The organism is Pseudoalteromonas sp. TAB23, assembly GCF_000498075.1.
Lineage (GTDB): Bacteria > Pseudomonadota > Gammaproteobacteria > Enterobacterales > Alteromonadaceae > Pseudoalteromonas > Pseudoalteromonas arctica.
Window position 1 is genome coordinate 1 of sequence record NZ_AUTP01000147.1, and the last position, 24,240, is coordinate 24,240.

20 protein-coding genes and 1 riboswitch are annotated in these 24,240 nt (G+C 39.4%); of the genes, 11 read left to right on the forward strand and 9 right to left on the reverse strand.

Translation table 11 applies throughout. The features are described from left to right. Positions 1–158: 158 nt before the first annotated feature. From L654_RS0105895 to L654_RS0105905, 3 genes are all read right to left on the reverse strand, one after another. Positions 159–1,175, reverse strand: coding sequence for an alpha/beta hydrolase (locus L654_RS0105895; protein WP_024607543.1), 1,017 nt, complete (start codon positions 1,173–1,175; stop codon positions 159–161). A 161-nt stretch (positions 1,176–1,336) separates the two neighbouring features. Beyond that, positions 1,337–2,125 carry a hypothetical protein gene (locus L654_RS0105900; protein ID WP_010553415.1) on the reverse strand — a complete coding sequence of 263 codons (789 nt, stop codon included), beginning with the start codon at positions 2,123–2,125 and terminating at the stop codon, positions 1,337–1,339. A gap of 133 nt (positions 2,126–2,258) precedes the next feature. After that, positions 2,259–3,572, reverse strand: a complete 1,314-nt coding sequence (locus tag L654_RS0105905; RefSeq protein ID WP_024607544.1) for a Na+/H+ antiporter NhaC family protein — start codon at positions 3,570–3,572, stop codon at positions 2,259–2,261. Between the two features lie 372 nt (positions 3,573–3,944). Here L654_RS0105905 and dapB point away from each other — a divergent pair, with 372 nt between their 5' ends. The 6 genes from dapB to ribB all read left to right on the forward strand — a co-directional run bounded on the left by dapB (position 3,945) and on the right by ribB (position 12,455). After that, positions 3,945–4,748 (forward strand): 4-hydroxy-tetrahydrodipicolinate reductase, encoded by an 804-nt coding sequence (dapB, locus tag L654_RS0105910; protein ID WP_024592675.1) that lies wholly within the window; start codon positions 3,945–3,947, stop codon positions 4,746–4,748. A 362-nt stretch (positions 4,749–5,110) separates the two neighbouring features. Next, positions 5,111–6,247, forward strand: a complete 1,137-nt coding sequence (gene carA, locus L654_RS0105915) for a glutamine-hydrolyzing carbamoyl-phosphate synthase small subunit (RefSeq protein ID WP_007375827.1) — start codon at positions 5,111–5,113, stop codon at positions 6,245–6,247. Positions 6,248–6,263: 16 nt separating this feature from the next. Then, positions 6,264–9,482 carry a carbamoyl-phosphate synthase large subunit gene (carB, locus tag L654_RS0105920; protein WP_024607545.1) on the forward strand — a complete coding sequence of 1,073 codons (3,219 nt, stop codon included), beginning with the start codon at positions 6,264–6,266 and terminating at the stop codon, positions 9,480–9,482. A 48-nt stretch (positions 9,483–9,530) separates the two neighbouring features. Next, on the forward strand, positions 9,531–10,007 hold the full coding sequence (gene greA / locus L654_RS0105925; RefSeq protein WP_010553419.1) for a transcription elongation factor GreA: 477 nt from the start codon (positions 9,531–9,533) through the stop codon (positions 10,005–10,007). A gap of 241 nt (positions 10,008–10,248) precedes the next feature. After that, the gene (locus L654_RS0105930) at positions 10,249–11,307 is read left to right on the forward strand and encodes a S66 peptidase family protein (protein ID WP_024607546.1); all 1,059 of its coding nucleotides are present in this window, start codon (positions 10,249–10,251) and stop codon (positions 11,305–11,307) included. 80 nt (positions 11,308–11,387) lie between these two features. Beyond that, a riboswitch (FMN riboswitch) is annotated at positions 11,388–11,554 on the forward strand. Positions 11,555–11,801: 247 nt separating this feature from the next. Next, complete coding sequence (gene ribB, locus L654_RS0105935) at positions 11,802–12,455, forward strand: 3,4-dihydroxy-2-butanone-4-phosphate synthase (RefSeq protein ID WP_024592672.1); 654 nt, start codon at positions 11,802–11,804, stop codon at positions 12,453–12,455. A gap of 79 nt (positions 12,456–12,534) precedes the next feature. Here ribB and L654_RS0105940 read toward each other — a convergent pair whose 3' ends face one another. Next, positions 12,535–13,191, reverse strand: coding sequence for a nitroreductase family protein (locus tag L654_RS0105940; RefSeq protein ID WP_024607547.1), 657 nt, complete (start codon positions 13,189–13,191; stop codon positions 12,535–12,537). Positions 13,192–13,559: 368 nt separating this feature from the next. Further along, complete coding sequence (locus tag L654_RS0105945) at positions 13,560–14,585, reverse strand: zinc-binding alcohol dehydrogenase family protein (protein WP_024607548.1); 1,026 nt, start codon at positions 14,583–14,585, stop codon at positions 13,560–13,562. 133 nt (positions 14,586–14,718) lie between these two features. Between L654_RS0105945 and L654_RS0105950 the strand changes: the two genes are divergently transcribed. The 3 genes from L654_RS0105950 (at position 14,719) to rhlP (ending at position 17,110) form a co-directional block, all read left to right on the forward strand. Further along, entirely contained in the window at positions 14,719–15,654 is a 936-nt protein-coding gene (locus tag L654_RS0105950) for a LysR family transcriptional regulator (RefSeq protein ID WP_024607549.1), read from the forward strand. Positions 15,655–15,667: 13 nt separating this feature from the next. Next, positions 15,668–16,012 carry a lactoylglutathione lyase gene (locus tag L654_RS0105955; protein ID WP_024607550.1) on the forward strand — a complete coding sequence of 115 codons (345 nt, stop codon included), beginning with the start codon at positions 15,668–15,670 and terminating at the stop codon, positions 16,010–16,012. A gap of 303 nt (positions 16,013–16,315) precedes the next feature. After that, positions 16,316–17,110 carry a rhombotarget lipoprotein gene (rhlP, locus tag L654_RS0105960; RefSeq protein WP_050582293.1) on the forward strand — a complete coding sequence of 265 codons (795 nt, stop codon included), beginning with the start codon at positions 16,316–16,318 and terminating at the stop codon, positions 17,108–17,110. Between the two features lie 69 nt (positions 17,111–17,179). Here rhlP and L654_RS0105965 read toward each other — a convergent pair whose 3' ends face one another. The 4 genes from L654_RS0105965 to L654_RS0105980 all read right to left on the reverse strand — a co-directional run bounded on the left by L654_RS0105965 (position 17,180) and on the right by L654_RS0105980 (position 23,049). Further along, positions 17,180–18,070: a dienelactone hydrolase family protein gene (locus L654_RS0105965; protein WP_024607552.1), complete on the reverse strand. Its 891-nt coding sequence runs from the start codon at positions 18,068–18,070 to the stop codon at positions 17,180–17,182. Between the two features lie 115 nt (positions 18,071–18,185). Continuing rightward, positions 18,186–18,602, reverse strand: a complete 417-nt coding sequence (locus L654_RS0105970) for a hypothetical protein (protein ID WP_007581892.1) — start codon at positions 18,600–18,602, stop codon at positions 18,186–18,188. Positions 18,603–18,718: 116 nt separating this feature from the next. Then, positions 18,719–21,868, reverse strand: coding sequence for an efflux RND transporter permease subunit (locus L654_RS0105975; RefSeq protein WP_024607553.1), 3,150 nt, complete (start codon positions 21,866–21,868; stop codon positions 18,719–18,721). 2 nt (positions 21,869–21,870) lie between these two features. Beyond that, positions 21,871–23,049: an efflux RND transporter periplasmic adaptor subunit gene (locus L654_RS0105980; protein ID WP_007581894.1), complete on the reverse strand. Its 1,179-nt coding sequence runs from the start codon at positions 23,047–23,049 to the stop codon at positions 21,871–21,873. 169 nt (positions 23,050–23,218) lie between these two features. Here L654_RS0105980 and L654_RS0105985 point away from each other — a divergent pair, with 169 nt between their 5' ends. Together L654_RS0105985 and L654_RS0105990 are read left to right on the forward strand one after the other, a co-directional pair. Continuing rightward, on the forward strand, positions 23,219–23,482 hold the full coding sequence (locus L654_RS0105985) for a YkgJ family cysteine cluster protein (RefSeq protein WP_007581895.1): 264 nt from the start codon (positions 23,219–23,221) through the stop codon (positions 23,480–23,482). Between the two features lie 204 nt (positions 23,483–23,686). After that, positions 23,687–24,157, forward strand: a complete 471-nt coding sequence (locus tag L654_RS0105990; protein WP_024607554.1) for a hypothetical protein — start codon at positions 23,687–23,689, stop codon at positions 24,155–24,157. The last annotated feature ends 83 nt before the right edge of the window (positions 24,158–24,240 follow it).

Genomic DNA, 24,240 nt, shown 5'->3' on the forward strand with positions numbered 1-24,240 from the left:
AACAACTAGATACAAAAATTTTTGCCTAGTTCTAGCGTAATTTTCTTAACGTTAAATAGACCCCATATATAAGCAGATTGGTATAATTTAGTTTAATTACTAAATAAAAACCCCTGTGAGTAATTACTTACAGGGGTTTTTGTATTCAGTACTCACCTTTATTTAGTTGTAAGCGCTTTTTGTAATACATTTTTAAAGCGTTCAAAATCTTCAATGTGCGGCAGGTGCCCTAAGTTATCTAGTTCGAATAATTGTGCGTCAGGAATAAGTGTTGCAGCGTGTTTGCCTAATTTATCGTATCGACCAAGCTCGTAATCAACATCATCTTTTTTCCAGTTACGGCCTGGACCGGTTCTATCGCGTGTACCAATAATTAATTTAACTGGCACAGTTAAATCTTTAAATTCGGTTATTACAGGTTGAGTGAAAATCATATCGTATGTTTTTGCATTCACCCATGCCATTTGTTCTTTATCTGGGCCTTGTATTTGCCCTGTTATAAAGTCAGTTAAGGCTGAATATGTTGTATTCCACTTACCATCGTAGTAATTTTTTTGCTGATAACGTTTAACGCCTTCCGGTGTTTTTGAAAGCTCGTTTTTATAGAAAAAATTAGTATCTTTATAATCAACATAGTGCAGGTAGTTTTCAAGGCCAATAGGGTTTAATAAAATTAGCTTTTTAGTGGCGTTTGGGTACATTAATGCAAAACGACTCGCTAGCATCCCGCCCATAGAGTGCCCAAGTACAATCGACTCTTTAATATTAAGTGAATCTATTAACGCGTGAGTATGATGAGCAAGCGTCGCAAACGAATACTGGTAATTAGTTGGCTTAGACGACTTGCCAAAACCAATTTGATCAGGGATTAATACCCCATAACCTAAAGATTGCAGGTATTGCGCAGTTGTAGTCCAGTAGTCGGCGTTAAAATTTTTGCCATGCATAAGTGTAACTGTAGGCATATCGGCTTTAGTTGGCTTTAAGTAAATATAAGCCATTTTTAATGATTGTTTTTGCGACTCAAGTGCAAAGTAATTTACCTTAAAATCGTATTCGTAATTGCTTAATAGTGCATCATAAGAAAGGGCGGATGTATCTTGAGAAGGGCCAGCTAAGGCATTGTTTGTTAGTACTAATAAAGTAGAGAAACAAATAACTTTAATCGACGACATTCAGTTACTCCTATTAAAGGCGAGCGCTTGGCTTAAAAAGAAGTACAACAATAACTAAGTATTTAAACCTGTTCAATTAAATGTTTTACGTGGACGAAAAAAAGCGAAGCTAAAATAGTGCTTCGCTTATTATTACTGAGTAAAGAGCTGATTGTTGAAGCTTAAAATGTCCACTCAATATGGATTTGTGGTACCGATTCAGTGACTTCAGTACCTAATTTGTTGTGCCAGTATTGTAATTCCATTCCCAGCAGTAGTGTGTTTTCTTTCATTTGAAGGGCGTGACCCATATCCCACACTAAAATAGGCTGTGCTAGTATCCAAGCTTGTACATCGTTACCAAATTCATCTTCACGCTCTGCGATGTATTCAGCGTGGCCTTTAAAGCTAAACTTTTGTGAGCCAATAGTGAAAGGATATTCAAAAGCTACATCAAGCATCCAACTATTAGTTTCAATAGGTGCGCCGCCTTTTGCTACACCTTCACTATCGTCAATGTAGGCTGTGAACAGCGTTTGAAAAAAGTTAAACCCAGGTACATCCCAGCTTAATTTAACACCTGGTAGATACTTCATTACTTTTGCATCACCAGCAACGTTAATACCGCCCGTTAGGCCAACATCTAATAATGCGCCAGAGCCAATTTGCTTACCAGTGATGGCAGATAAGCTAACCGTTGAGTACCACTCACCATAAAAATCAGCATCTTGGTAACCGTCATCTATATCGTCTTTACTGTAATCAATAAAAAAGAAATTATCGCCGTAGTCATAGCCCGATGCATGTTGAAGCGAGTAAACAGTGGTGTCTGACTCTTGCTTAGAAAATGGATTTTTTTGGCTGCCATTATTTATATGTACTGCTGTACTGCTCCAATTGGCAGCAAAAGCCGACGATGATAAAGCGAGAGAAGTAAGGGTAATAAAAGGGAGTAATTTTTTAAATTTCATAACTGTTTAATAACTATAATTTTAGTGACACGCGGAAGCGGCAATTATAGCAGAAGAGATTGATTTGTTGATCGCTAATTTAACACATGTTGCAGCCTACTTAATAAGCTGCAACATGTAATGACTCAATTTATTACGCTTTATTACGGCGTAAACAAATAATAGTAATCGCCGTAAATGCTAAAATAAAACAGTAATAAGAAGACGTTGATACTTCCCACGGGCTAATTTTAAACGTAGCGCCTAACAGTAGCGCTTGTGCGCCATAAGGAAGTGAGCCTTGCGTTACACAAGCAAATATATCAAGCAAACTTGCAGAGCGTTTACCGCTTATTTCACCGTCGTCGGCAAGCTTTTTAGCAATAGGGCCAGCAACAATAATAGATACGGTGTTATTAGCAATACACATATTACTTGTCATAACGAGTGCGGCAATACCTAATTGGTCGGCCACTTTACGGTGCCATTTTGCGATGATTTTAGTTATGGCCTGAATCTTATGAGCAATATAATCAAGGCCACCATTAATGCGAATAAATTCAGATAAGCCACCTATAAACATTGATAGTAAAAATATTTCCTGCATATCGGTAAAGCCTTTGTAAATATCTTTTACAAAGCTTGCGCCTTCATAACTTCCTGTAAAGCCCATTAATGCAGCAAAAATAATACCGCTAAACAACACTACAAATACGTTCAAGCCAGCAACCGCTAACACTAAAATAAAGGCATAAGGAAGTACTAACCAAATATCGTAATCTTTGGTTTCAACTACTTGTGCTGCAGGTGTTAAATAAAACAACAAGCCAATAGTTAGTATTGCAGCGGGTACTGCTATTTTAAGATTCTCTTTAAACTTATCTTTCATCTCACAGCCCTGCGTTCGCGTAGCTGCGATAGTGGTATCGGAAATAATTGATAAGTTATCGCCAAACATAGCGCCAGATACAATCGTACCGGCCATTAACGCAGGGTCGATACCTGTTTTGATGGATACTGCATAAGCAATAGGACCAATAGCACCAATTGTTCCCATCGACGTACCCATTGCAGTAGATACAACCGCTGCAATTAAAAATAAACCAGGAAGTAATAGCGAAGGTGGAATAAGTGATAAGCCAGCATTTACTACCGCATCTACACCACCGGTTGCACTGGCAACGGCAGAAAACGCACCTGCAAGTAAGTAGATTAAACACATGGTAATAATATTGTTGTGTCCGGCACCTTTAATAAAGGTCTCTACACATTCGTTTACTGTGCCTTTATTTAATATAAACGCAAGCATAATAGCGGGTAATATAGCCACTGGAGCAGGAAGTTGATAAAAAGCGTAATCAACCCCTTGCGATTGTAAATATAAACCAGAGCCCAAAAATAGTGCTACAAAGGTTAAAAGGGGTAGTAAAGAAAGTATTGCTTTGTTTTTGTTAAATGATGGCTGCATCATAATCCTCGAAACCAGTTAATTTACAACAGCCAAAAATTCCTCTTTTAGCTGAATTTAGCAAATCTACCTACTATGTTAATCATTAACAAAATTAGGAGAGTGCAGCGCCCGCAAGCCAAAGACCAAATCGACGCGAAAGAGAAGTTTAAATGTATAGATGGCTAAAGTAAACTGGTATTGTTATTATTATTAAATTAAAAGGTCACCTGACTATTGCATGACTTTTAGATAATATCTACAAAGTAACGCTATTTTCAGCGATTAATATTTGTCCAACTGCATAAAAATACCTAAGCGCGTATTTGTAATGCACCGGATATATACTTAGATTAGTAAAAAACGGATCCAAATTTAAATTAGGTAAAAACAATGACTACAAATCGAATAGGCGTTTTTGGTGCTAATGGCAGAATGGGCTTAGCTCTATTAGAAGCAGCGACAATTAAAGAGCAAACACAACTTACAGGTGCATACGTTCGTAGCAGTTCATCGTTATTAGGTATTAATGTAAATCAAGTAAATAGCGCCGCCGATAACAGTGTTAGCTTTAGCGAAGAAACCACAATAGATAATGTAGATGTTTTAATCGACTTTACGCTTCCCGCTGGTATGAAAAACCATTTAAAAACCGCTGTAGCACAAAAAATTCCTATGGTTATTGGTACAACGGGCTTAACAAGCGACGATATGGCACTTTTACACGATGCCGCTAAGCATATTCCTATTGTGTTTGCTAGAAACTACAGTGTAGGAGTCAATGTACTACTGAACCTTGTGCAAACCGCAGCGACCAAATTTGGTGACGATTTAGATATTGAAATATTTGAAGCGCATCATCGTCATAAAATCGATGCGCCATCGGGCACAGCATTAGCCATTGGCGAATCAATTGCACAGGCTAAAGGCTGGGACCACGACGAGGTTGCTGTATACGACCGCAGCCAAGTGGAGACAGCTAAATCGCAAAATGAAATTGGTTATTCGGTACTAAGAGGGGGCGATATAGTAGGTGAACACACCGCATACTTCGCTACAATGGGCGAAAGGCTCGAATTAACCCATAAAGCAAGTTCAAGAATGACATTCGCTCTAGGTGCTGTAAGGGCTGCAAGCTGGTTGAAAAACAAACCTGTAGGACTTTATGATATGCAAGATGTACTAGATCTGAAGTAGTTTAGTTACTTTTTTAACTGTTTGGGTCTAATTTTGCCTACAGTGACTTGTTTGTAACAATTTACTAAATAATATTAGACCTAAAAGCTAACTTAATGTAATATGCAGCCAATTTGCCAAAAATTACTAAATGCGTGTTTCCAATTATACCCAAGTGGCTAGTAAATCCGGGGTTTCAGTGGGAATAAAAATAGTTTTAGGCAAGAAAAAATGATTGAAGGTTGAATGCTTTACATCTGCATCATTTAAGACTGCGTAAAACAATTTAAGCTCACAGAAATCTGGTTTTGACGATCCCTCTGGGTATTGGCGGGGTGTTAAGCAATTGCTTACTCCCGTTTTTTACTGTTAGGAGGTTTAACTTGACTAAATCCGCTCTGTTAGTCCTAGAAGACGGCACAGTGTTTCGCGGTACTGCAATCGGCGCTGACGGCATGTCAGTCGGTGAAGTAGTATTCAATACGTCTATGACTGGTTATCAAGAAATTTTGACTGATCCATCATACGCGGAACAAATCGTAACTTTGACGTACCCACATATCGGTAATACGGGTACCAACAGCGAAGACGAAGAAGCGAATCAAATTTGGGCTAAAGGCCTAGTGATCCGTGATTTGCCACTGCTAGCAAGTAATTTTCGTAACGAGCAATCGTTAGATGATTACTTAAAAGAACGTAATATTTTAGGTATTGCGGACATCGACACCAGAAAGTTAACTCGAATTTTGCGTGATAAAGGCGCACAAAACGGGTGTATTATTGCTGGCGACGAGCTAGACGAAAATAAAGCGCTACAAGCCGCGCAAGCCTTCCCAGGCTTAAAAGGTATGGATTTAGCAAAAGTTGTCTCAACCAAGGAAAATTTTGAGTGGCGCGAATCAAGCTGGACATTAGGCGAAGGATTTAAAACCCTTGATGCTGCTGATGAAAAGTTTCATGTTGTTGCCTACGACTTCGGTGTAAAGCGTAATATTTTACGTATGCTTGTAGACCGTGGTTGTAAACTTACAGTAGTACCAGCGCAAACCTCTGCCGCTGACGTACTGGCTTTAAACCCTGATGGTATCTTCCTATCTAATGGCCCTGGCGATCCTGAGCCATGTACTTACGCTATTGATGCAATTAAAACCTTTTTAGAAACCGACACACCAATTTTTGGTATCTGTTTAGGTCATCAGTTATTAGCCCTTGCCTCAGGTGCTAAAACAGAAAAAATGAAATTTGGCCACCACGGCGCTAACCACCCAGTTAAAGACCTAGACCGCGATGTAGTTATGATCACAGCTCAAAACCATGGTTTTGCAGCTCAAGAGTCAAGCCTGCCAAGTACGCTTCGTGCCACGCACAAATCGTTATTTGATGGAACGCTTCAAGGTATTCATCGTACAGATAAACCTGCGTTTAGCTTCCAGGGTCACCCTGAAGCAAGCCCTGGTCCGCACGATGCAGCCCCATTATTTGACCACTTCATCGATTTGATGCAAGCGCGTAAACACTAATTTAACTGGAGTAATAATGCCAAAACGTACCGACATAAAAAGCATTCTTATCTTAGGCGCAGGCCCAATTGTAATTGGTCAAGCTTGTGAATTTGACTACTCTGGTGCTCAAGCGTGTAAAGCACTTAGAGAAGAAGGCTACAGAGTTATATTAGTTAACTCAAACCCTGCAACTATCATGACCGACCCTGATATGGCCGATGCAACATACATCGAACCAATTCACTGGGAAGTGGTAGAAAAAATTATTGAAAAAGAAAAGCCAGATGCAGTACTGCCTACAATGGGTGGTCAAACGGCATTAAACTGTGCGCTTGAACTAGACAAGCACGGTGTATTGGCTAAACATGGCGTTGAACTAATTGGTGCAACAGCTGATGCAATCGACAAAGCAGAAAACCGTGAACGCTTTGACGTAGCAATGAAAAATATTGGTCTTGAATGTCCTCGTGCTGAGATTGCTCACTCTATGGATGAAGCCAAAGACATCATAACGCGGATTGGTTTACCATGTATTATCAGGCCTTCTTTTACTATGGGCGGCACCGGCGGCGGTGTAGCGTATAACTTAGAAGAGTTTGAAGAAATTTGTGAACGTGGCTTAGATTTATCGCCAACGAACGAATTACTAATTGATGAATCACTGATTGGTTGGAAAGAGTACGAAACAGAAGTTGTACGTGATAAAAACGACAACTGTATTATTGTTTGTACCATTGAAAACTTTGACCCTATGGGTGTTCACACTGGCGATTCAATCACCGTTGCACCAGCGCAAACGCTAACCGACAAAGAATACCAAATTATGCGTAACGCCTCTATGGCAGTATTACGTGAAATTGGTGTAGAAACTGGCGGTTCTAACGTGCAGTTTGGTATTAATCCTGAAGATGGCCGTATGGTTATCATTGAGATGAACCCACGTGTATCACGTTCATCTGCATTAGCATCAAAAGCAACGGGTTTCCCAATTGCTAAAATTGCAGCAAAACTAGCAGTAGGTTATACGCTTGACGAGCTTCAAAACGACATTACTGGTGGCAAAACTCCCGCGTCTTTTGAACCTTCAATCGATTACGTTGTTACAAAAATTCCTCGCTTTAACTTTGAAAAATTTGCCGGTGCAAACGACCGTTTAACTACGCAAATGAAATCAGTTGGCGAAGTAATGGCAATTGGTCGTAACCAACAAGAATCATTACACAAAGCATTACGTGGTCTTGAAGTGGGTGCAACGGGATTTAACCCGATAGTTGCGCTTGATGATCCTAAAGCAAAAGAAAAAATAATTCGTGAACTACGCGNGCCAGGCGCTGAGCGTATTTGGTACATTGCCGATGCAATGCGCCATGGCATGAGTGTTGATGATGTTTACGAACTGACTAAAGTTAACCGCTGGTTCTTAGTACAAATAGAAGACATTTTAAAAGACGAAGCAAAAATAGCGAAAGTAGGCATGGCGGGTTTAAATGCTGACTTCCTACGTAAACTAAAACGCAAAGGCTTTGCAGATCCGCGTATAGCAGAAATTGCAGGTGTATCTGAAGCTGAAATTCGTAAAAAACGTCATTTATTAAACATCGTGCCAGTATACAAACGTGTTGATACGTGTGCAGCAGAATTTAGCTCAGACACTGCTTACATGTACTCAACTTACGATGAAGAGTGTGAAGCTAACCCAACAGATCGTGATAAAATCATGGTTATTGGTGGTGGTCCAAACCGTATCGGTCAAGGTATTGAGTTTGATTACTGTTGTGTACATGCCTCGCTTGCGCTTCGCGAAGACGGTTACGAAACTATTATGGTTAACTGTAACCCTGAAACGGTATCTACCGATTACGATACATCTGACAGGTTATACTTTGAACCAATTACGCTTGAAGACGTACTCGAAATCGTACGTGTTGAAAAGCCAAAAGGCGTTATCGTACAGTACGGTGGTCAAACACCACTTAAGCTAGCGCGTGAGCTTGAAGCCAATGGCGTACCAGTGATTGGTACTTCACCTGATGCGATTGACCGTGCAGAAGACCGCGAACGTTTCCAACAACTTGTTGAGCGTTTAAACTTACTTCAGCCAGAAAATGCAACAGTAACTTCAACCGAAGAAGCCTTACTTAAGTCAGTTGAAATTGGCTTCCCATTAGTTGTACGCCCGTCGTACGTACTAGGTGGTCGTGCAATGGAAATTGTATACGACGAAGATGATTTACGTCGCTACATGACCGAAGCTGTACAAGCATCAAACGAAGCACCTGTATTACTGGACCGTTTTTTAGATAACGCGATTGAAGTTGACGTTGACGCAATTTGCGACGGCGAGCAAGTAATTATCGGCGGTATCATGGAGCACATTGAGCAAGCGGGTGTTCACTCGGGTGACTCAGCCTGTTCATTACCAGCACATTCTTTATCACAAGAAGTGCAAGATGTAATGCGCAAGCAAGTAACCGACATGGCGCTTGAACTTGGTGTTGTTGGCTTGATGAATACACAGTTTGCAGTTAAAGAAGACAAAGTGTACTTAATCGAAGTTAACCCACGTGCTGCACGTACTGTACCGTTTGTATCTAAAGCAACCGGTGTGGCGCTTGCAAAAGTAGCTGCACGTTGTATGGCTGGTCAGTCTTTAGCAAGCCAAGGTATTACTAAAGAAGTGATCCCTCCTTACTACAGCGTTAAAGAAGTTGTTTTACCATTTGCTAAGTTTCAGGGTGTGGATCCAATCCGTGGTCCTGAGATGCGTTCAACAGGTGAAGTGATGGGTGTTGGTGATACTTTCGCCGAAGCATTCGCAAAAGCACAATTAGGTGCAAGCAACACTTTACCACGCGGTGGTCGCGCGCTATTATCTGTTCGTAATAGCGATAAGCCACGTATTGTTGAATTAGCCAAAATCATGACCGACTTAGGTTTTGAACTTGACGCAACTGGTGGCACGGCACAAGCTCTTGAAGAAGCTGGCATTGAAGTACGACGTGTAAACAAAGTATATGAAGGCCGCCCGCATATTCTTGATTATATCAAGAATAAAGAGTACAGCTATATCGTTAATACCACCGAAGGTCGCCAAGCGATCGAAGATTCGAAGGTGTTACGTCGTGGTGCATTGCAAAATAAAACCAACTATACGACAACCTTGAACGCGGCATTCGCTAACTGTACTGCTAATAAAGCAGATGACCGCAGCAAAGTGACGTCAGTTCAAGAGCTACATCTGCGATTGAACTAAGGAAATGTGCCAAGGCCAACTAGGGCCTTGGTGTTAAGTGAGAAAAGTATGCAATCAATTCCGATGACAGTTCGTGGCGCAGATTTACTGCGTAAAGAGCTTAACGAATTAAAAACAGTTACCCGTCCTAAAATCGTAAGTGATATTGCGGTTGCACGTGAACATGGTGACTTAAAAGAAAACGCTGAATACCACGCTGCGCGTGAGCAACAGGGTTTTTGTGAAGGGCGTATTCAAGAAATTGAAGCTAAACTTTCAAATGTTCAAATTATCGACGTAACTAAAATGCCAAATACCGGTAGAGTTATTTTTGGCACTACGGTAACTATTGTAAATATAGAAACCGATGCTGAAGTAAAATACCGTATTGTGGGCGATGACGAAGCAAATATTAAAAACAACTTAATATCTGTTAACTCACCGATTGCACGTGGCTTAATTGGTAAACAAATGGACGACGCAGTGTCTATTCAAACGCCAAAAGGTATTGTTGAGTTCGAAATCATTGAAGTTGAGTATCTTTAACGCATAACTCACTTTAACGTTTTTAAATAAAAACCGATGTAATTACATCGGTTTTTTTATGTCTGTAATTTAACCTTTAATGGTAGGCGCGTTTGTACAGTATTCATATTCTATAAATATGGTCTATGTTGGTATAGTAGGTACTTATATCAATTTATTAAAAACATGAGCATTTAGCGCATCAAATAACTCGCTGATTTAATGTAATTGGTATTAACGTATTCTCTAAAAAGGAAAATATATGCCTAATATACTTTACCCAGCGCCTTTAAAAGTAGGATCAAAAATAGCAATTTGTTCACTTTCATCAGGCCTTAAAGAAAAGTACCATGCACGGTTAGACATTGTTATTAATGGATTAAAACATCGAGGGTATGATGTTGTTGAAGGAGAGTTTTTACGTCAAAGCAAACCGCATGGACAGCTTAACGCTAAAGCGCATGCTCAGCAGTTAATGGGTTTTTTATTAGATGATCAGATAGATGCAATTATGCCACCATTTGGTGGCGAGCTTGCAATGGAAATACTGCCCCTACTTGATTTTAATGCAATTAAAGAAGCAAAGCCTAAATGGTTAGTTGGGTTCTCTGATGTAAGCACCATTGCATGCGCACTCACGGCAAAATGCCAATGGGCAACACTACACAGCGCTAATCTTATGCAGTTACATCCTGACGAAAAAAGTCCTTATTGCCTGCAAATATTTGAAACACTAAGTTATGAAGCAGGTAGCAAATTTGAGCAAGCACCGTCATCGCATTATCAAAAAAATAGACCTGATTACGTACAAAACCCAAATGCATTGTTTGAACACACAGAAGTTACTCAGTGGCAGTGTTTAAATTACTTTGATGCACGCACTATTGAAATGTCGGGTCGCTTATTTGGTGGCTGTTTAGATACAGTTGGCTTATTACTCGACTCTCCATTTTTGGCACTACATGAATTTAAAAAACACAGTGCACCCGAAGGGCTTATTTTATACCTAGAAAACTCAGAGCTGACGCCAACAACCGTTGCACGGTTTTTACTTTCATTAAAATTAGCAGGTATATTTGACGATATAAACGGTATTATTATTGGTCGCAGCGTGATCACTCAAGGTCAAGATGCTTCTTTTGATTACCGCCACGCGCTTGATGTTGCACTAGGTGGGTGTTTATTTCCTGTGATTATTGATGCCGATATTGGTCATGCTCCACCTAACTTAAATTTAGTAAACGGCGCTACTTGTACAATCACCGCTGATATAAATGAAGGTAAAGTAGTCAAAGCCTCATTAAATACCGAGCTTTGTTAGAAGTTTATTCACTTACCTTTGATAAGTAATTAAGTTAAAGGGTATAATAAGCCCGCTTTTATAGCGCTTTAGTTATAAAAGTACATTCTCAGGGCGGGGCGAAATTCCCCACCGGCGGTATGTTTAATGTTATTTATAACTTAAACGAGCCCGCGAGCGCTTTATTTAACCTAGGTTCAGTAAAGGTCAAGCAGATCTGGTGAGATGCCAGAGCCGACGGTTACAGTCCGGATGAAAGAGAATATGGCTTATTATACTAATACCAATTTTATTAAAGACACGATCATTGTATCGCGTTAAGTGAGCTATTTTTCTAGCGTTATAATAGGTCACTAATTTAATGCCGTTGGTATAACAGTGTGTGCTGCTTTTTGCTGCGTGCTTTTTGTTATTTTATTTAAGCTATTTTGGTAGTGATCGTTTTAAATTTAAAGCGATATATTACTGATCCTTTCACAGTCCTGAATCTATTATTTTTTATTTGGAATATAATGATGATTCAGTCTCTACTTACTCAATTCGGCGAAAGCCATATCCGCGTACAAAGCGCAATTGCTGCACTACAGCAAGGGCAAGGCGTACTTGTTGTTGATGATGAAAACCGTGAAAATGAAGGCGACTTTGTATTTTCAGCTGAGCATTTAACGACTTCTCAAATGGCCGAAATGATCCGCGAAGGCAGCGGTATTGTTTGCTTATGCATGGGGGAGGAGCGCATTAAACAGCTCGACTTACCGCAAATGGTAACCCACAACACAAGTCAAAATAACACCGCTTATACAGTCACTATTGAAGCTAAGCATGGCGTTACAACAGGCGTGTCTGCTGCTGATAGAGTAACTACTATAAAAGCAGCGACAGGCGATAACGCTAAACCAAGTGATTTATCGCGCCCTGGGCATGTATTTGGTTTAAAAGCACAAACGGGCGGAGTATTAGTTCGTCGTGGTCATACCGAAGCATCCGTTGATTTAATGCAGCTTGCCGGCTTAAAGCCATTTGGCGTAATTTGCGAACTAACAAATCCAGATGGTTCAATGGCGCGCTTACCTGAGGTGAGTGATTATGCTAATAAACATAATATGACTGTGGTTTCTATTGAGGATTTAGTGCAATACATTCAGGCTGCGCAGCTTCAAGTAAGTTAAACTGCTTTAAAGCAAAAAACCACTTATTTAAATAAGTGGTTTTTTAATATTGTTATCATTTAAGTTTATAACGTATTACTTATAAAACCTGAATAACTTGCTCTTTTGCCAAGCGAGATTTAGGTAATTTAGCATTATAATCTTCTGCGCTATCGTGATAGCCAAGTACTAATGCTACGTCGCACACGTAACCATCGAGTTCTTTTTCAAAAACTTCGCCAATCAACTCGGCATCTACGCCTTCCATTGGAGTAGAGTCAATGCCTAAACGTGCAGCTGCATGCATAGTGTTACCCAGTGCAATGTAAGTTTGTGCTTTAGTCCACTCTTCATTATTGCCTTGCTCATCAGTATTCATATCAACAAACGCGTAAGCACCAAAAGCTTGTTCGCGATTTTCTGCTTTAGTACGACCATTTTTAATATCTGCATCAATTACTTGTGCGTAATCATCGCGGGTATATTTAGGGTTGTGAGCAAATAATATTATATGCGAAGCTGTTTTAATGTGTGGCTGGTTAAACGCAAATTTATTAGCAAATGTACTATGCATAAGCTCTTTAGCCTCATCTGATTCAATTACGATGAATTTCCAAGGCTGCGAGTTAATAGATGAAGGAGACAGGCGCATAGCTTCGTAAATAACGGCTAAATCGTCTTGAGATACACGTTTCGTTGCATCATAACGTTTTGCTGTGTAGCGCTTTTCTAAGTCATTAATAATAGGGTGAGTCATTAGTTTTTCCATTGAGTAGGTGTTTTACCAGTATTTACTATGTTGAGTCAGTTTTAGTAAAAACAAACCCTTTTAAAAATTTATTACAAAAATAATATCGTGCTTTTAAATCACTCTACTTACTTAATACAATCGATATATCTACGTAACGTAAGGCTTATCAATATAGCTATGTGCGGATAGTAGAGGATTATTACAATATGATAAACAGGTATATGGTTGAATCATTATCAAATATTATTAGGTAATAGTTTCTTTAATAAATATAAATACAGCAAAAGCCACCCCGAAATATTGGCTGGAGACGCCAATTGCATTGGCGCCTTTAATCAATTCAGGTATAAATAAGGCATGTAATATTTATAGAATTAAAAACCTTCCAACACTATTTTGCCAATAGAGCGACCTTCTTCAAGTTCTGTGTGTGCAATACGCAGGTTAGCCGCATTTATAGTGCCTAAGTTTTTACCAATCGTGGTTTGAATGTAGCCTTGGTCAATCAAATCGGCAACATGATTTAATAACTTACTTTGCTCAATTAAATCTTTGGCATTAAACATTGAGCGGGCAAACATAAATTCCCAATGTAGAGATAAACTCTTCATTTTTAATTTGCTAACATCTAATGACTCAGGATCGTCAATCATTGCAATTTTACCAAATGGTGCAAGTACCTCTGTATACGCTTCAAAGTAAGTATCAGTACTGTGCAGGCTTGCTACATGTGTTACCGAGCCAATGTTTAATGCGTCAATTTGAGCAGGTAATGGTTTTGTATGGTCAACGACATAATCTGCGCCTAGTTTTTTAACCCATGCTTGGGAGCTTTCACGCGATGCAGTGGCAATCACCGTTGCGCCAGTAATCGCTTTAGCAAGTTGAATAAAAATAGAGCCAACGCCGCCTGCGGCACCTGTTACTAAAATAACCTCTTCTGATTTTGTTGTTGCATCAGCAGCTTGTTTTACAATGTTTAAATGCTCAAATAATAATTCGTACGCTGTTATTGCAGTAAGGGGTAATGCAGCCGCTTCAGCATCGTTTAAGCTCTGCGGTTTAAAACCTACAATGCGCTCATCCACTAATTGAAATTCTGCATTACTACCTGGGCGAGTAATGTCACCTGCGTAATAAACCGCATCACCGAGTTTAAATGCCGTTACAGCATCGCCGATTGCAACAACTTCACCAACTGCATCCCAACCAATAACTTTTACTTCACCCTCAGCAGGGGGCATAGATGCACGCACTTTGTAATCTGCTGGGTTAACTGCAATTGCTTTAACTTTAATTAATAAGTCGCGACCTGTTGCAACTGGCTGTGGTAATTCAACATCAATTAACGATTCAGGATTAGAAACAGGAAGAGATTTTTTATAACCAATGGCTTTCATAATAAATGTCCTAATTTGTTTACGTATAAGGTGCAAGCCATGCTTTGGCTAGCTGATGGATATATAGTAGACCTTGCTTTAATGTAGATAAACCGCATAATCGTTGAATCATTATCAAATATAAATAGATAATATGAACATAGAAGATTTAAAACTTATTTTAAAAGTCGCTGAGTTTAGAAGTATTACGCTAGCAGCTGCTAAGTTAGATATGCGTACAGCCACAGCAAGCGCCGCTATTAAACGCGTGGAGTTAGCGCTTGGTAGCGAGCTGTTTGTTCGTACCACACGTCATTTGAGGTTGTCGGCTGCTGGGGAGCGCTACATACCACAATGTGAACAGGCTCTAGCAGTGCTTGAACTCGCAAAACAAAACCTTAAAGGTGAACACGACGAAATAGAAGGCGAATTGCGTGTTGCACTTTCATCTGACTTAGGGCGTAACTTGGTGATCCCATGGATTGATGAACTCATGGACACTTATCCAAAGCTAAGTTTAAGAACCCATATAAGTGATAGTAATATCGACTTTTATCGTGACTCAGTTGATATAGCACTTCGTTATGGCTCGCCTAATGATGCAAGTGTTTATGGTTTTAAAATTTGTAACGTACCGCGCTTATTATGTGCAACTCACGAATACCTCTTACAAAACGGGACTCCCGTGCATCCTGATGATTTAGCGTCGCATCAAGGTTTGTTTTATCAGTTGCAGGATATTATAAATAATACGTGGGAATTCAGTGATGGTGAGTCAAAATATAAAGTTAAAATGGATGGCAGGCGCGCCTCAAACGATGGCGATTTAGTCAGGCGCTGGTGCGTTGCGGGTAAGGGCTTAGCTGTAAAATCGGCACTTGATATAGCCGACGATTTACTCAATGACAGGGTAGTTACTGTTATGCCAAATTATCAACATGTTAATGGTGAACTTTGGCTTATTTGCCCAAGTAGGCAGTCAATAACCCCAGCGGTGCGTTTACTACGTGATGCATGCAGAGCAAAATCCCAAGCTATTCTGCAGCAGTTGGTAAATAAAGGAATTATTGATAAAAGCGTACTGAGCTAATTAAGGAAGAGTTATGCAAGTTGATGATATTAGAATTTTTATTCCCTGTAAAAATTATGAGCAATCTCAGCGCTTTTATAAAGCGCTTGGATTTAAGATTGAAGATGCCTCAAATGATTTATGTGTGTGTACCTTTGGCGAATGTACGTTCTTTTTACAGCGTTATTATAATAAAACGTTTGCTGAAAACTTAATGCTGCAACTTTGTGTGTTAAATATAGATGAAGCATACGAACTCATTAGTAATTTAAACGGTTTTGATATCCGCTTTGAGGGTATAAAACGAGGGCGTGTTGAACTTTATGGATTGAAATTTGTTCAATCTAGGGGCGATTTAATCGCGGCGCAGGGTTTGTAACCTAGTGGGCTAAGTAAAAACCGAGCAACAAAGAGTCAATCGCCCCTAGAAAGAACCCAAAGGGCAGCGTATGTTTGGTCTTTATGCTACGTTATCGCCTATGTATGGGGAACAACCACATATCATAGGCTCTGCCTTGCCTAAATACCAAACACACAGCTGCAAATTCAACCACCAAAGGTCAACACGCCCTAGACCGTTATTTACTTATGGGGACCATCGGGTGAGCTTTGGCACGTAACTGAATTAAATTAAAAATAAAAAGGAATAAATGTGAGATTTAATAAATATATAATCATTTTTATGGCGACCTTACTCGCTTCTTGTAGTTCGTTTGTGAGCAACAATACAGGTAAAAATACGCAATCTAGTAGCTTAATGGATTTCTTATATCCTGATCAACAAAGCCGCTCTACCTATAAACCTGAAATACCTGTTTTAAAACTCCCTGTTACTGTTGGAATTGCATTTGTACCGTCTAAAAACTGGCAGCCAGACGGGTTAGAGACCCAAAACCAAGTTGAGTTACTCGAAAAAGTAAAAAAGTCATTTCTACAATATGATTACATTGACCGCATTGAAGTTATACCAAGTACCTATTTAAAAGGAGGTGAAGGCTTCGCAACACTCGAGCAAGTCGGGAGGCTTTACGATGTAGATGTAATGGCACTGGTTTCATATGATCAAGTTACGCAATCTTATGAAAATAATGCAGCCTTACTTTATTGGACAATAGTGGGTATGTACGTTATTCCAGGTAATGAAAATACAATTCAAACCTTTGTGGATACAGCTGTTTTTGATATTAAAAGTAGAAAAATGCTATTTAGAGCACCAGGTATAAGTAAACTTGAAAAAAGAACAACAGCAATAGGTATTGATGAAACGTTATCTGAAAAGTCGGCTGAAGGTTTTAATCTAGCGGTTAGTGATATGAGTACTAATTTAGATGCAGAACTAGCAAGGTTTAAAACACGTGTTAAAGAAGAAAAAATTGCAAAAGTCGAAAATAAAGATGGCTCTAGCAGCGGAGGCTCTTTGAGTATTTATTTACTCGTTTTGTTGTCGTTATTAGTTATGCGTAGCAAAAAAAATTAAAGTTGATAAAAAACCAAGTATTTTTAATAGTGCCACCGGCTTAGAGCTGGTGGCATTATTTTTTATTAGCTAACTTAGCTTTTTATTAAAAAACTCAACGGTACGTTGCCATGCAAGCTCGGCATTATCTTTATCATAACGACCTGTAGAGTCGTTATGAAATCCATGATTTGCCCCTTTATACATATGCATAGTGTATTCAACGTTATTGGCTTTTAAGTCTTGTTCGTACTGTGGCCACGACGCGTTTACACGTTTATCCAGCTCGCCCAATTGAATCATTAATGGTGCTTTAATATTTTTACGTAAACTTTCGCTGGCTGGAGTACCGTAAAAAGGCACTCCGGCGCTGATTAAATTACTATCTACTGCCGCTAAATAATTAACAATGTAGCCGCCAAAACAAAAACCAACAGCGCCTAATTTACCGTTACTGTTAGCATGCGATTTTAAAAAGTGCGCTGCGGCAACAAAATCGTTTTGAATTTTAGCGCGATCCATGGTTTTTTGCATAGCGCGCCCTTCATCATCGTTACCAGGGTAGCCACCCAGTGGAAAGAGCGCGTCGGGTGCAAATGCAATAAAGCCCACTTTAGCTAAACGCCTTGCTACGTCTTTTACGTAAGGGTTTAAACCACGATTTTCGTGTACCACGAGTACAACAGGAAGCTTGCCTTCTATGTTTTTAGGGGTTGCTAAGTAACCTTTGCCTTTACCGTGCCCGTCTGGCGAATCGAATTCTTCGTATGTTGCTTTAATATCATCGTCATTAAACGACACTTGTTCAGCAAGTGCATAGTTAGGTAATAATGCTGATGTAAGTACAGCCATCGAAAAGCCAAGAGCAGCAAGGCCACCGAGTTTTTTCATAAAAGTACGTCGGTCCATTAAACCGTGGGCGTATTCGTCATACCAATCAAAGGCTTCTTGAGGAATGTGATCAGAGGGAGATGTATTCATGGCTGTTCCTTAATTTTATTATGTCTATTTATTATTTAAATACCATAACGTATTAGGGATAAAAAACGAGCAATATTTCTCTCTTTTTATCGAATTATTAATAAAGCCCAAATACTTATTCTCTTGAAGATATTTCTTTATTATCAAAATTTAATATGTCCTTTATCGTTAGTTCACTCAAGTTTCTACCATCTTTTAATTTAATTTCTACAGTAGTTAGGATATAAACTTGAATACTTAAAACAAGCATAAATGCTGGCATTAAAATATAGAATAGATGCCCTACATTGTTAGCTTTATATTCTCTTTTAACTGTTTTATAAAAAGAGCTAATATTCAAGTAATATAAGTAGAATGATAACAACAATAAAATAATGCTAATTGATAAGTAGATGTAGCTAAGTGATTCAGATGAATTAGCTCTTAAAAAGCTAATTGTAGATGTATAAAAAATTAGACCGACTAATCCAAAATTTCTAATTGCATCAAAGATATCTTTGATTTTTGTTTTCTCATCGTGCCATTGTGCCATCTTAATAAAGTCTTTTTTGAATGCGAAATAATAACTTACACTTGGTTCATAGTTATTTAAAATAAAAAGCTCGGCATATAATATGCCGAGCTTTTTTGGTTGGGATATTACTTAATTTAGCTATTTGTAGGCGCTGGTTGGGCATCTACTAGTGATGGCTTACCACGCATTTTACGTACTAATCGTTTAGCATCTTCTAGTGCAACGTACTGGCACGGTATAAGTATCAGTGTGATTACTGTGGCGAATAACACACCAAAAGCAAGTGATACAGCCATTGGGATAACAATTTTAGCTTGTAAACTCGTTTCAAAAATAATTGGCATTACACCAATAAAGGTAGTGATTGAGGTAAGTAATATCGCTCTAAAGCGACGAGCACCGGCTTGCATTACAGCATCCTTAATCGCAACACCTTCAGCGCGGGCTTTGTTTACAAAATCAACCATAACGAGGGAATCATTTACGACCACACCCGCTACAGCAATAATGCCAAACATCGATAAGCTACTCATGGTCATACCTAAAATCATATGGCCAAACATAGCGCCCACTACACCAAACGGAATAACCGACATTATAATAAGTGGCTGCGAGTAAGAGCGAAGTGGAATCGCTAATAAAGCAAATATAATCATCATTGATATACCAAAGTCACGAAGCTGTTCTGAAGCGCTATCCATCTCTTCTTGAATGCGCCCAGCTACATCACTTGTAACGCCAGGGTAGCTTTTAAGTAATGTTGGTAAGTATTCATCACGAATTTCTTCTGCAATTGCAAATGGTTCGGCTTGGTCGGTATTTACCGCAGCCCATACGTTTACAGTACGTTTAGAGTTTTCGCGGCGAATACGGTTTACACCGTCAACCAGCTTAACTTCGGCTACTTCACTTAGCGGTACTTCAGCGCCAGTAGGTGTAATAATACGCACACTTGCTATGTCACTTATTGAGTTACGTTCGTCTTCTGGATAGCGGATCATGACTTTAATTTCTTCGCCTTCACGCAATATTCGCTGCGCTTCTAAGCCGTAGTAACTAAAGCTAACTTGCGATGCGACATCAGCAAGCGTTAAACCCATGCTGTAAGCGAGTGGTTTTAAATCAAGTTGCACTTCGTCGGTAGCGCTTTGCATTGAATCGTTTACGTCGCCAACGCCTTCCATTGTTTGTAATTTGGCTTTTAATTTACCAGCCACTTCTTTTAGCTCGTCAGCATTTTTGCCTTCAAGTTTAAAGCTAACGTCGCCATCATCTCGACCGCCATTCATTATACTGTCTTGAATGGTCATGGTTTTAATGCCTGGTAAAGCGGGCATTTGCTCACGCCATAATGCACTTAGGGCAAAGGTGTCGATAGGGCGTAAGTCAGGCTCTACCAAAATGGCCATAATATTTGCTTGCGTTCGTCCGCGCAGGCTTACCGATAAATCGCGGATCATCGGTTTACCGTATTGCTCTTGTAGTTGCTGATCGACCTTTAACAACACGCTTTCTATTTTACGTGCAGTTTCAAGCGTTGCTTGCTCAGATGAAGCAAGGTTCATCTCTATATCAATACGCGGAAAGTCGTGCGGTATTTTAGGGTTTGGTACAAACTTAACTAAACCACCTGCAAACATACCTGCGCTTACAATAAGCAAACACATAAAGCCAACAATTACGGTATAGCGGTAGTGAATACAGCGGCTAACAAAAGGAAGGTAGTAGTTATTCACAAAGCCTTTTAAACCACTATCAATTACCATACGTAAGCGATGTAATAGGTTTTTAGGATTTGGTTTACGCGGGTTCATTGCTGCAATATGCGCAGGTAAAATTAGTTTTGATTCAATGAGTGAAAAAATCAAACATAAAATAATCACGCCACCAATTGCCTTAGAAAAAGCAGCACCAGGGCCGGTTGCGAGTGTTTGTGGTAAAAATGCCGCAATAGTTGTTAGTACACCAAAGGTTGCTGGCATCGCAACACGTTTTACGCCGCGTACTACGTTATCAAGTGTATGGCCGTATTTTTCTATTTCGGCACTGGCTGACTCGCCCACAACAATGGCGTCATCAACAACAATTCCGAGCACAAGTATAAAGGCAAAAAGAGAGGCTAGGTTAATTGTTACGTCTAAAAAGCCAATGGGCATAAACAAAAAGGCACCCAGAAAAGACACCGGTAAACCCATCATTACCCAAAATGCCAAGCGTAACGGTAAAAATAGTGCCAGCACTATCATTACTAACAAGCCACCCCAAATCATGTTATCGACCATCATATCGAGTCGACCTTCAAGGTAGTAAGTTAAATCAACAATAGGAGATAGCTTAACACCTGCAGGTAAAAGTGGCTCTTTAGCCGCCATGTAGCTTTTAAGGACTTTTGCTACATCGGTAATGTCTTGATCTTTTGATGCGTTAACTTCAAACGAGAGTGAATTTTTACCATTGTATTTTGAATACTGCAGACCTTCTTCAAAGCCATCATTAATAGTTGCAACATCGCCTAAATAAATTTGTGCGCCATCAGCAAGGGTAATAAGTGGCAGTTTTTCAAACTCAAAACCACGGTAGGCTTGTTTTTCAACACGCATCGAAATATAACCGTTTTCAGAGCGTATTTNCCCCGCCGACATATTGGCCGAAAAGTTTTGTACAGCGCCTGCAATATCTCTAAATGTTAAGCCATATTCGCGCAGTTTATCGGGGCTAACTTCTATACCAATTTCGTATTCTAAGCCGCCGTTAAAATTAACAAGGTTAACGTGAGGCAGTGCTTGTAACTCGTCTTTTATATCGTTGCCAAGCTCTTTTAACTGGTAGTTACTCATGTCGCCATAAAGCGCGAGTATCATTACTTCTTGCTCAAACTTATCACGGCGAACAACAGGGCGCTCCATCCCCGCAGGAAAGGTGTTTATTGAATCAACTTGTACTTTAATTTCATCAAGTACTTCTTGTGGATTGTATTGTTCTTCTATTTCAATCCACGCTTGTGAAAAACCACGGTTAGAGTAAGTAATTAGGCGTTTAATGCCTTCAATACCTTCGAGGTTTTCCTCAACTTTTATGGTTATTCCTTCTTCAACTTCTTGCGGGGCTGCACCTGGGTAAACCGCTTGTACGCTTATCCAGTTACTTTCAAACTGTGGGAACATTTGTTTGCGAATGGTCATCGCCATTAGAATACCGCCCACTAATATAAATATCATTAGTAGATTGGCAGCAACGGGATTTCGGGCAAACCATGCTATTAACCCTGTTTCACGAGTGTTCATGATTATTCCTCTTTCAGCGCAAGTTGAGTTACATCAGTTTTATCAGGCGCAATATCTTCAACTTTTACTGCCATACCTTCAGTTGGATACTCAAGCGCTGAGGTAACAATTTGCTCGCCATTTTTTAGCCCTTGGCTGGCTATAATCATGCCGTTTTGTTCGCGTATAATATTGAGAGTTTTAAACGACAATGTTAAATCGTCATTTAAAATGACAATTTTATTATCTTTAACTAAATGGTGCGCAACAATAATTGCGTTATCAAGCGGGCGACCTTCAATGGTAGCGTTAATATATGAACCAAAACGAAGAGGGCGTGTTTTATCGCCATAAGGTGTTGCAAGTTGTGCAACCAAGTAGCTCATACGGCTTGTTTGATCAACCACACCCTCGGTGCGAATTACTTTGGCTTGCCACATTGTTTGCTTACCCGCGTATTCTGCGTTAAATGTAACATTTGAGCCTACGCCGCCATTTTTTAAATATTGCAGTTCTTGGTCGGCAACGGGTAAACGGACCTCTGCAACTGAGGTTGCACTCAATGCACCAAAACTATTACCTGGGTTTACTACTGAACCCAAGCTAATTGTGCGTTCATTAATAATGGCATCGTATGGGGCTTTAATATAAGTACGTTCAAGATTGCGGCTAGCACGTTTAACACTTGCTTGAGCAGAGCGGTAACGCGCTAATTTTTCGGCCAGTTGTGGTTTACGTAAATAAAGTTCTGAGGCAATAGCTTCGCTTGAGTCCGATTTAATACGCTCCCATTCAGCTTTTGCTACATGTGCTTGTGCGCGTTCTATTTCAAGTGCTGAGCTTGCTTGTGCTAAACCTGCTTGCGCTTCAATAAAGTCTGCCTCGTAATCATTTGCATCAATTCGTGCTAAAATATCGCCTTGCTTTACAAACGCGCCTTCAACAAATTGATCTGATACCGAAATAACTTGCCCACTAACTTGTGCTATCAGCTCGGTACGGTCCTTTGGTTTAACAATGCCGTACGATTTAACATCGAGCGTTATAGAATCTAAAAGTATGCTTTGTGTTGCAACTAAAGGGCGTAAATCTTGCTCTGGCTTTTCTTCGGGTGGTTTTTTCATTGCCATAAAGGCGAAAGCTAAAGCAATACCGCCTGCTAAAACAGCAATTGGGAGTATTATTTGTTTTGTAGTAGCCACAAGGCATTCCTTCATAATTGGTGGTGACAGAGCAATAATACGCAATAAAGTGTTTACAAGGCGTTTTAAGATGTAACAAAGCATTACATATGTACATTACAACTCAACATGCGGCTAATTACGTTCCTAAAAAGGAATTAAAGTAAGTGTGTTTTATTCAGAGGATATTATGAAAACCGAATCGATGAGTTGCAGGCTAGGCTGCGGCGCATGTTGTATTGCGCCAAGTATTAGTTCGCCTATTCCAGGTATGCCAAATGGTAAAAAGGCCGGAGAGCGCTGTATTCAGCTAGACGAACGTAATTTATGTAAGTTATTTGGTGATTCAAGCCGACCTAAAGTATGCAGTGATTTTAGCGCCACGCTTGATGTGTGCGGGTCAACAAATGCACAGGCTTTAGCACTTATTACAGAGCTTGAAGAGCTAACTTAATCCTCGTTTTTAATACACATCTATTTACAATATATTATTAATAAAAATCTTCACAAGGTTATTAAAAGCAGTCGTTAATTTATTTAATGGCGAAATATTAGACATATTTAACTTTGTTGCTAATATAGGAAATTGTAAGATACTTTTTATAAATCTCATTTATAGGTGATTTCGTTCAATCTTAATTTTTAAAAGGAAAGAAAAATGAAAAATTTACTTACAGCATTTACATTAGGTGTGACTTTATTAGGTTGTTCAAACTTACCAATTAAAACCGATATTAAAGAAGACCACTTTAGACTCGAAAACTTTAAAAGAGAGCAGGGAGTAGATCTAGAATATGTCCACTTGATGTGCTTTAACAAAAAACCTACACAATGGGCTGAACCAAAGCAGTATATCAGTGGTGAGCATGATTTATGGGTAAAGGCGAGTGTTTCAAACCCTGATGTTTTAAATAGTCAAAAAGAAGCTTTTGTTAATTTTAACGTTAATTTAGATTCTGATAAAAGCTACATGCTAAATAGAAAAAGGGAAGGGGATAAAATATCAATCTGGATACAAGAAGTTGAAACCGGTACGGTTGTTTCGCCGGTTCTTACAGATGAGCTTAGTCGCCCTTTACAAATTGATAATGAGCTAAGAAAAAGACAATGTCGTTCTGGTTCAATATAAGCTGAGTAATCAAAGCTCTTAATATTTAGTATGCCGTTTATTTTTTGCTAAATATTTATTCAAAGACCTGTTTTAAATAAACA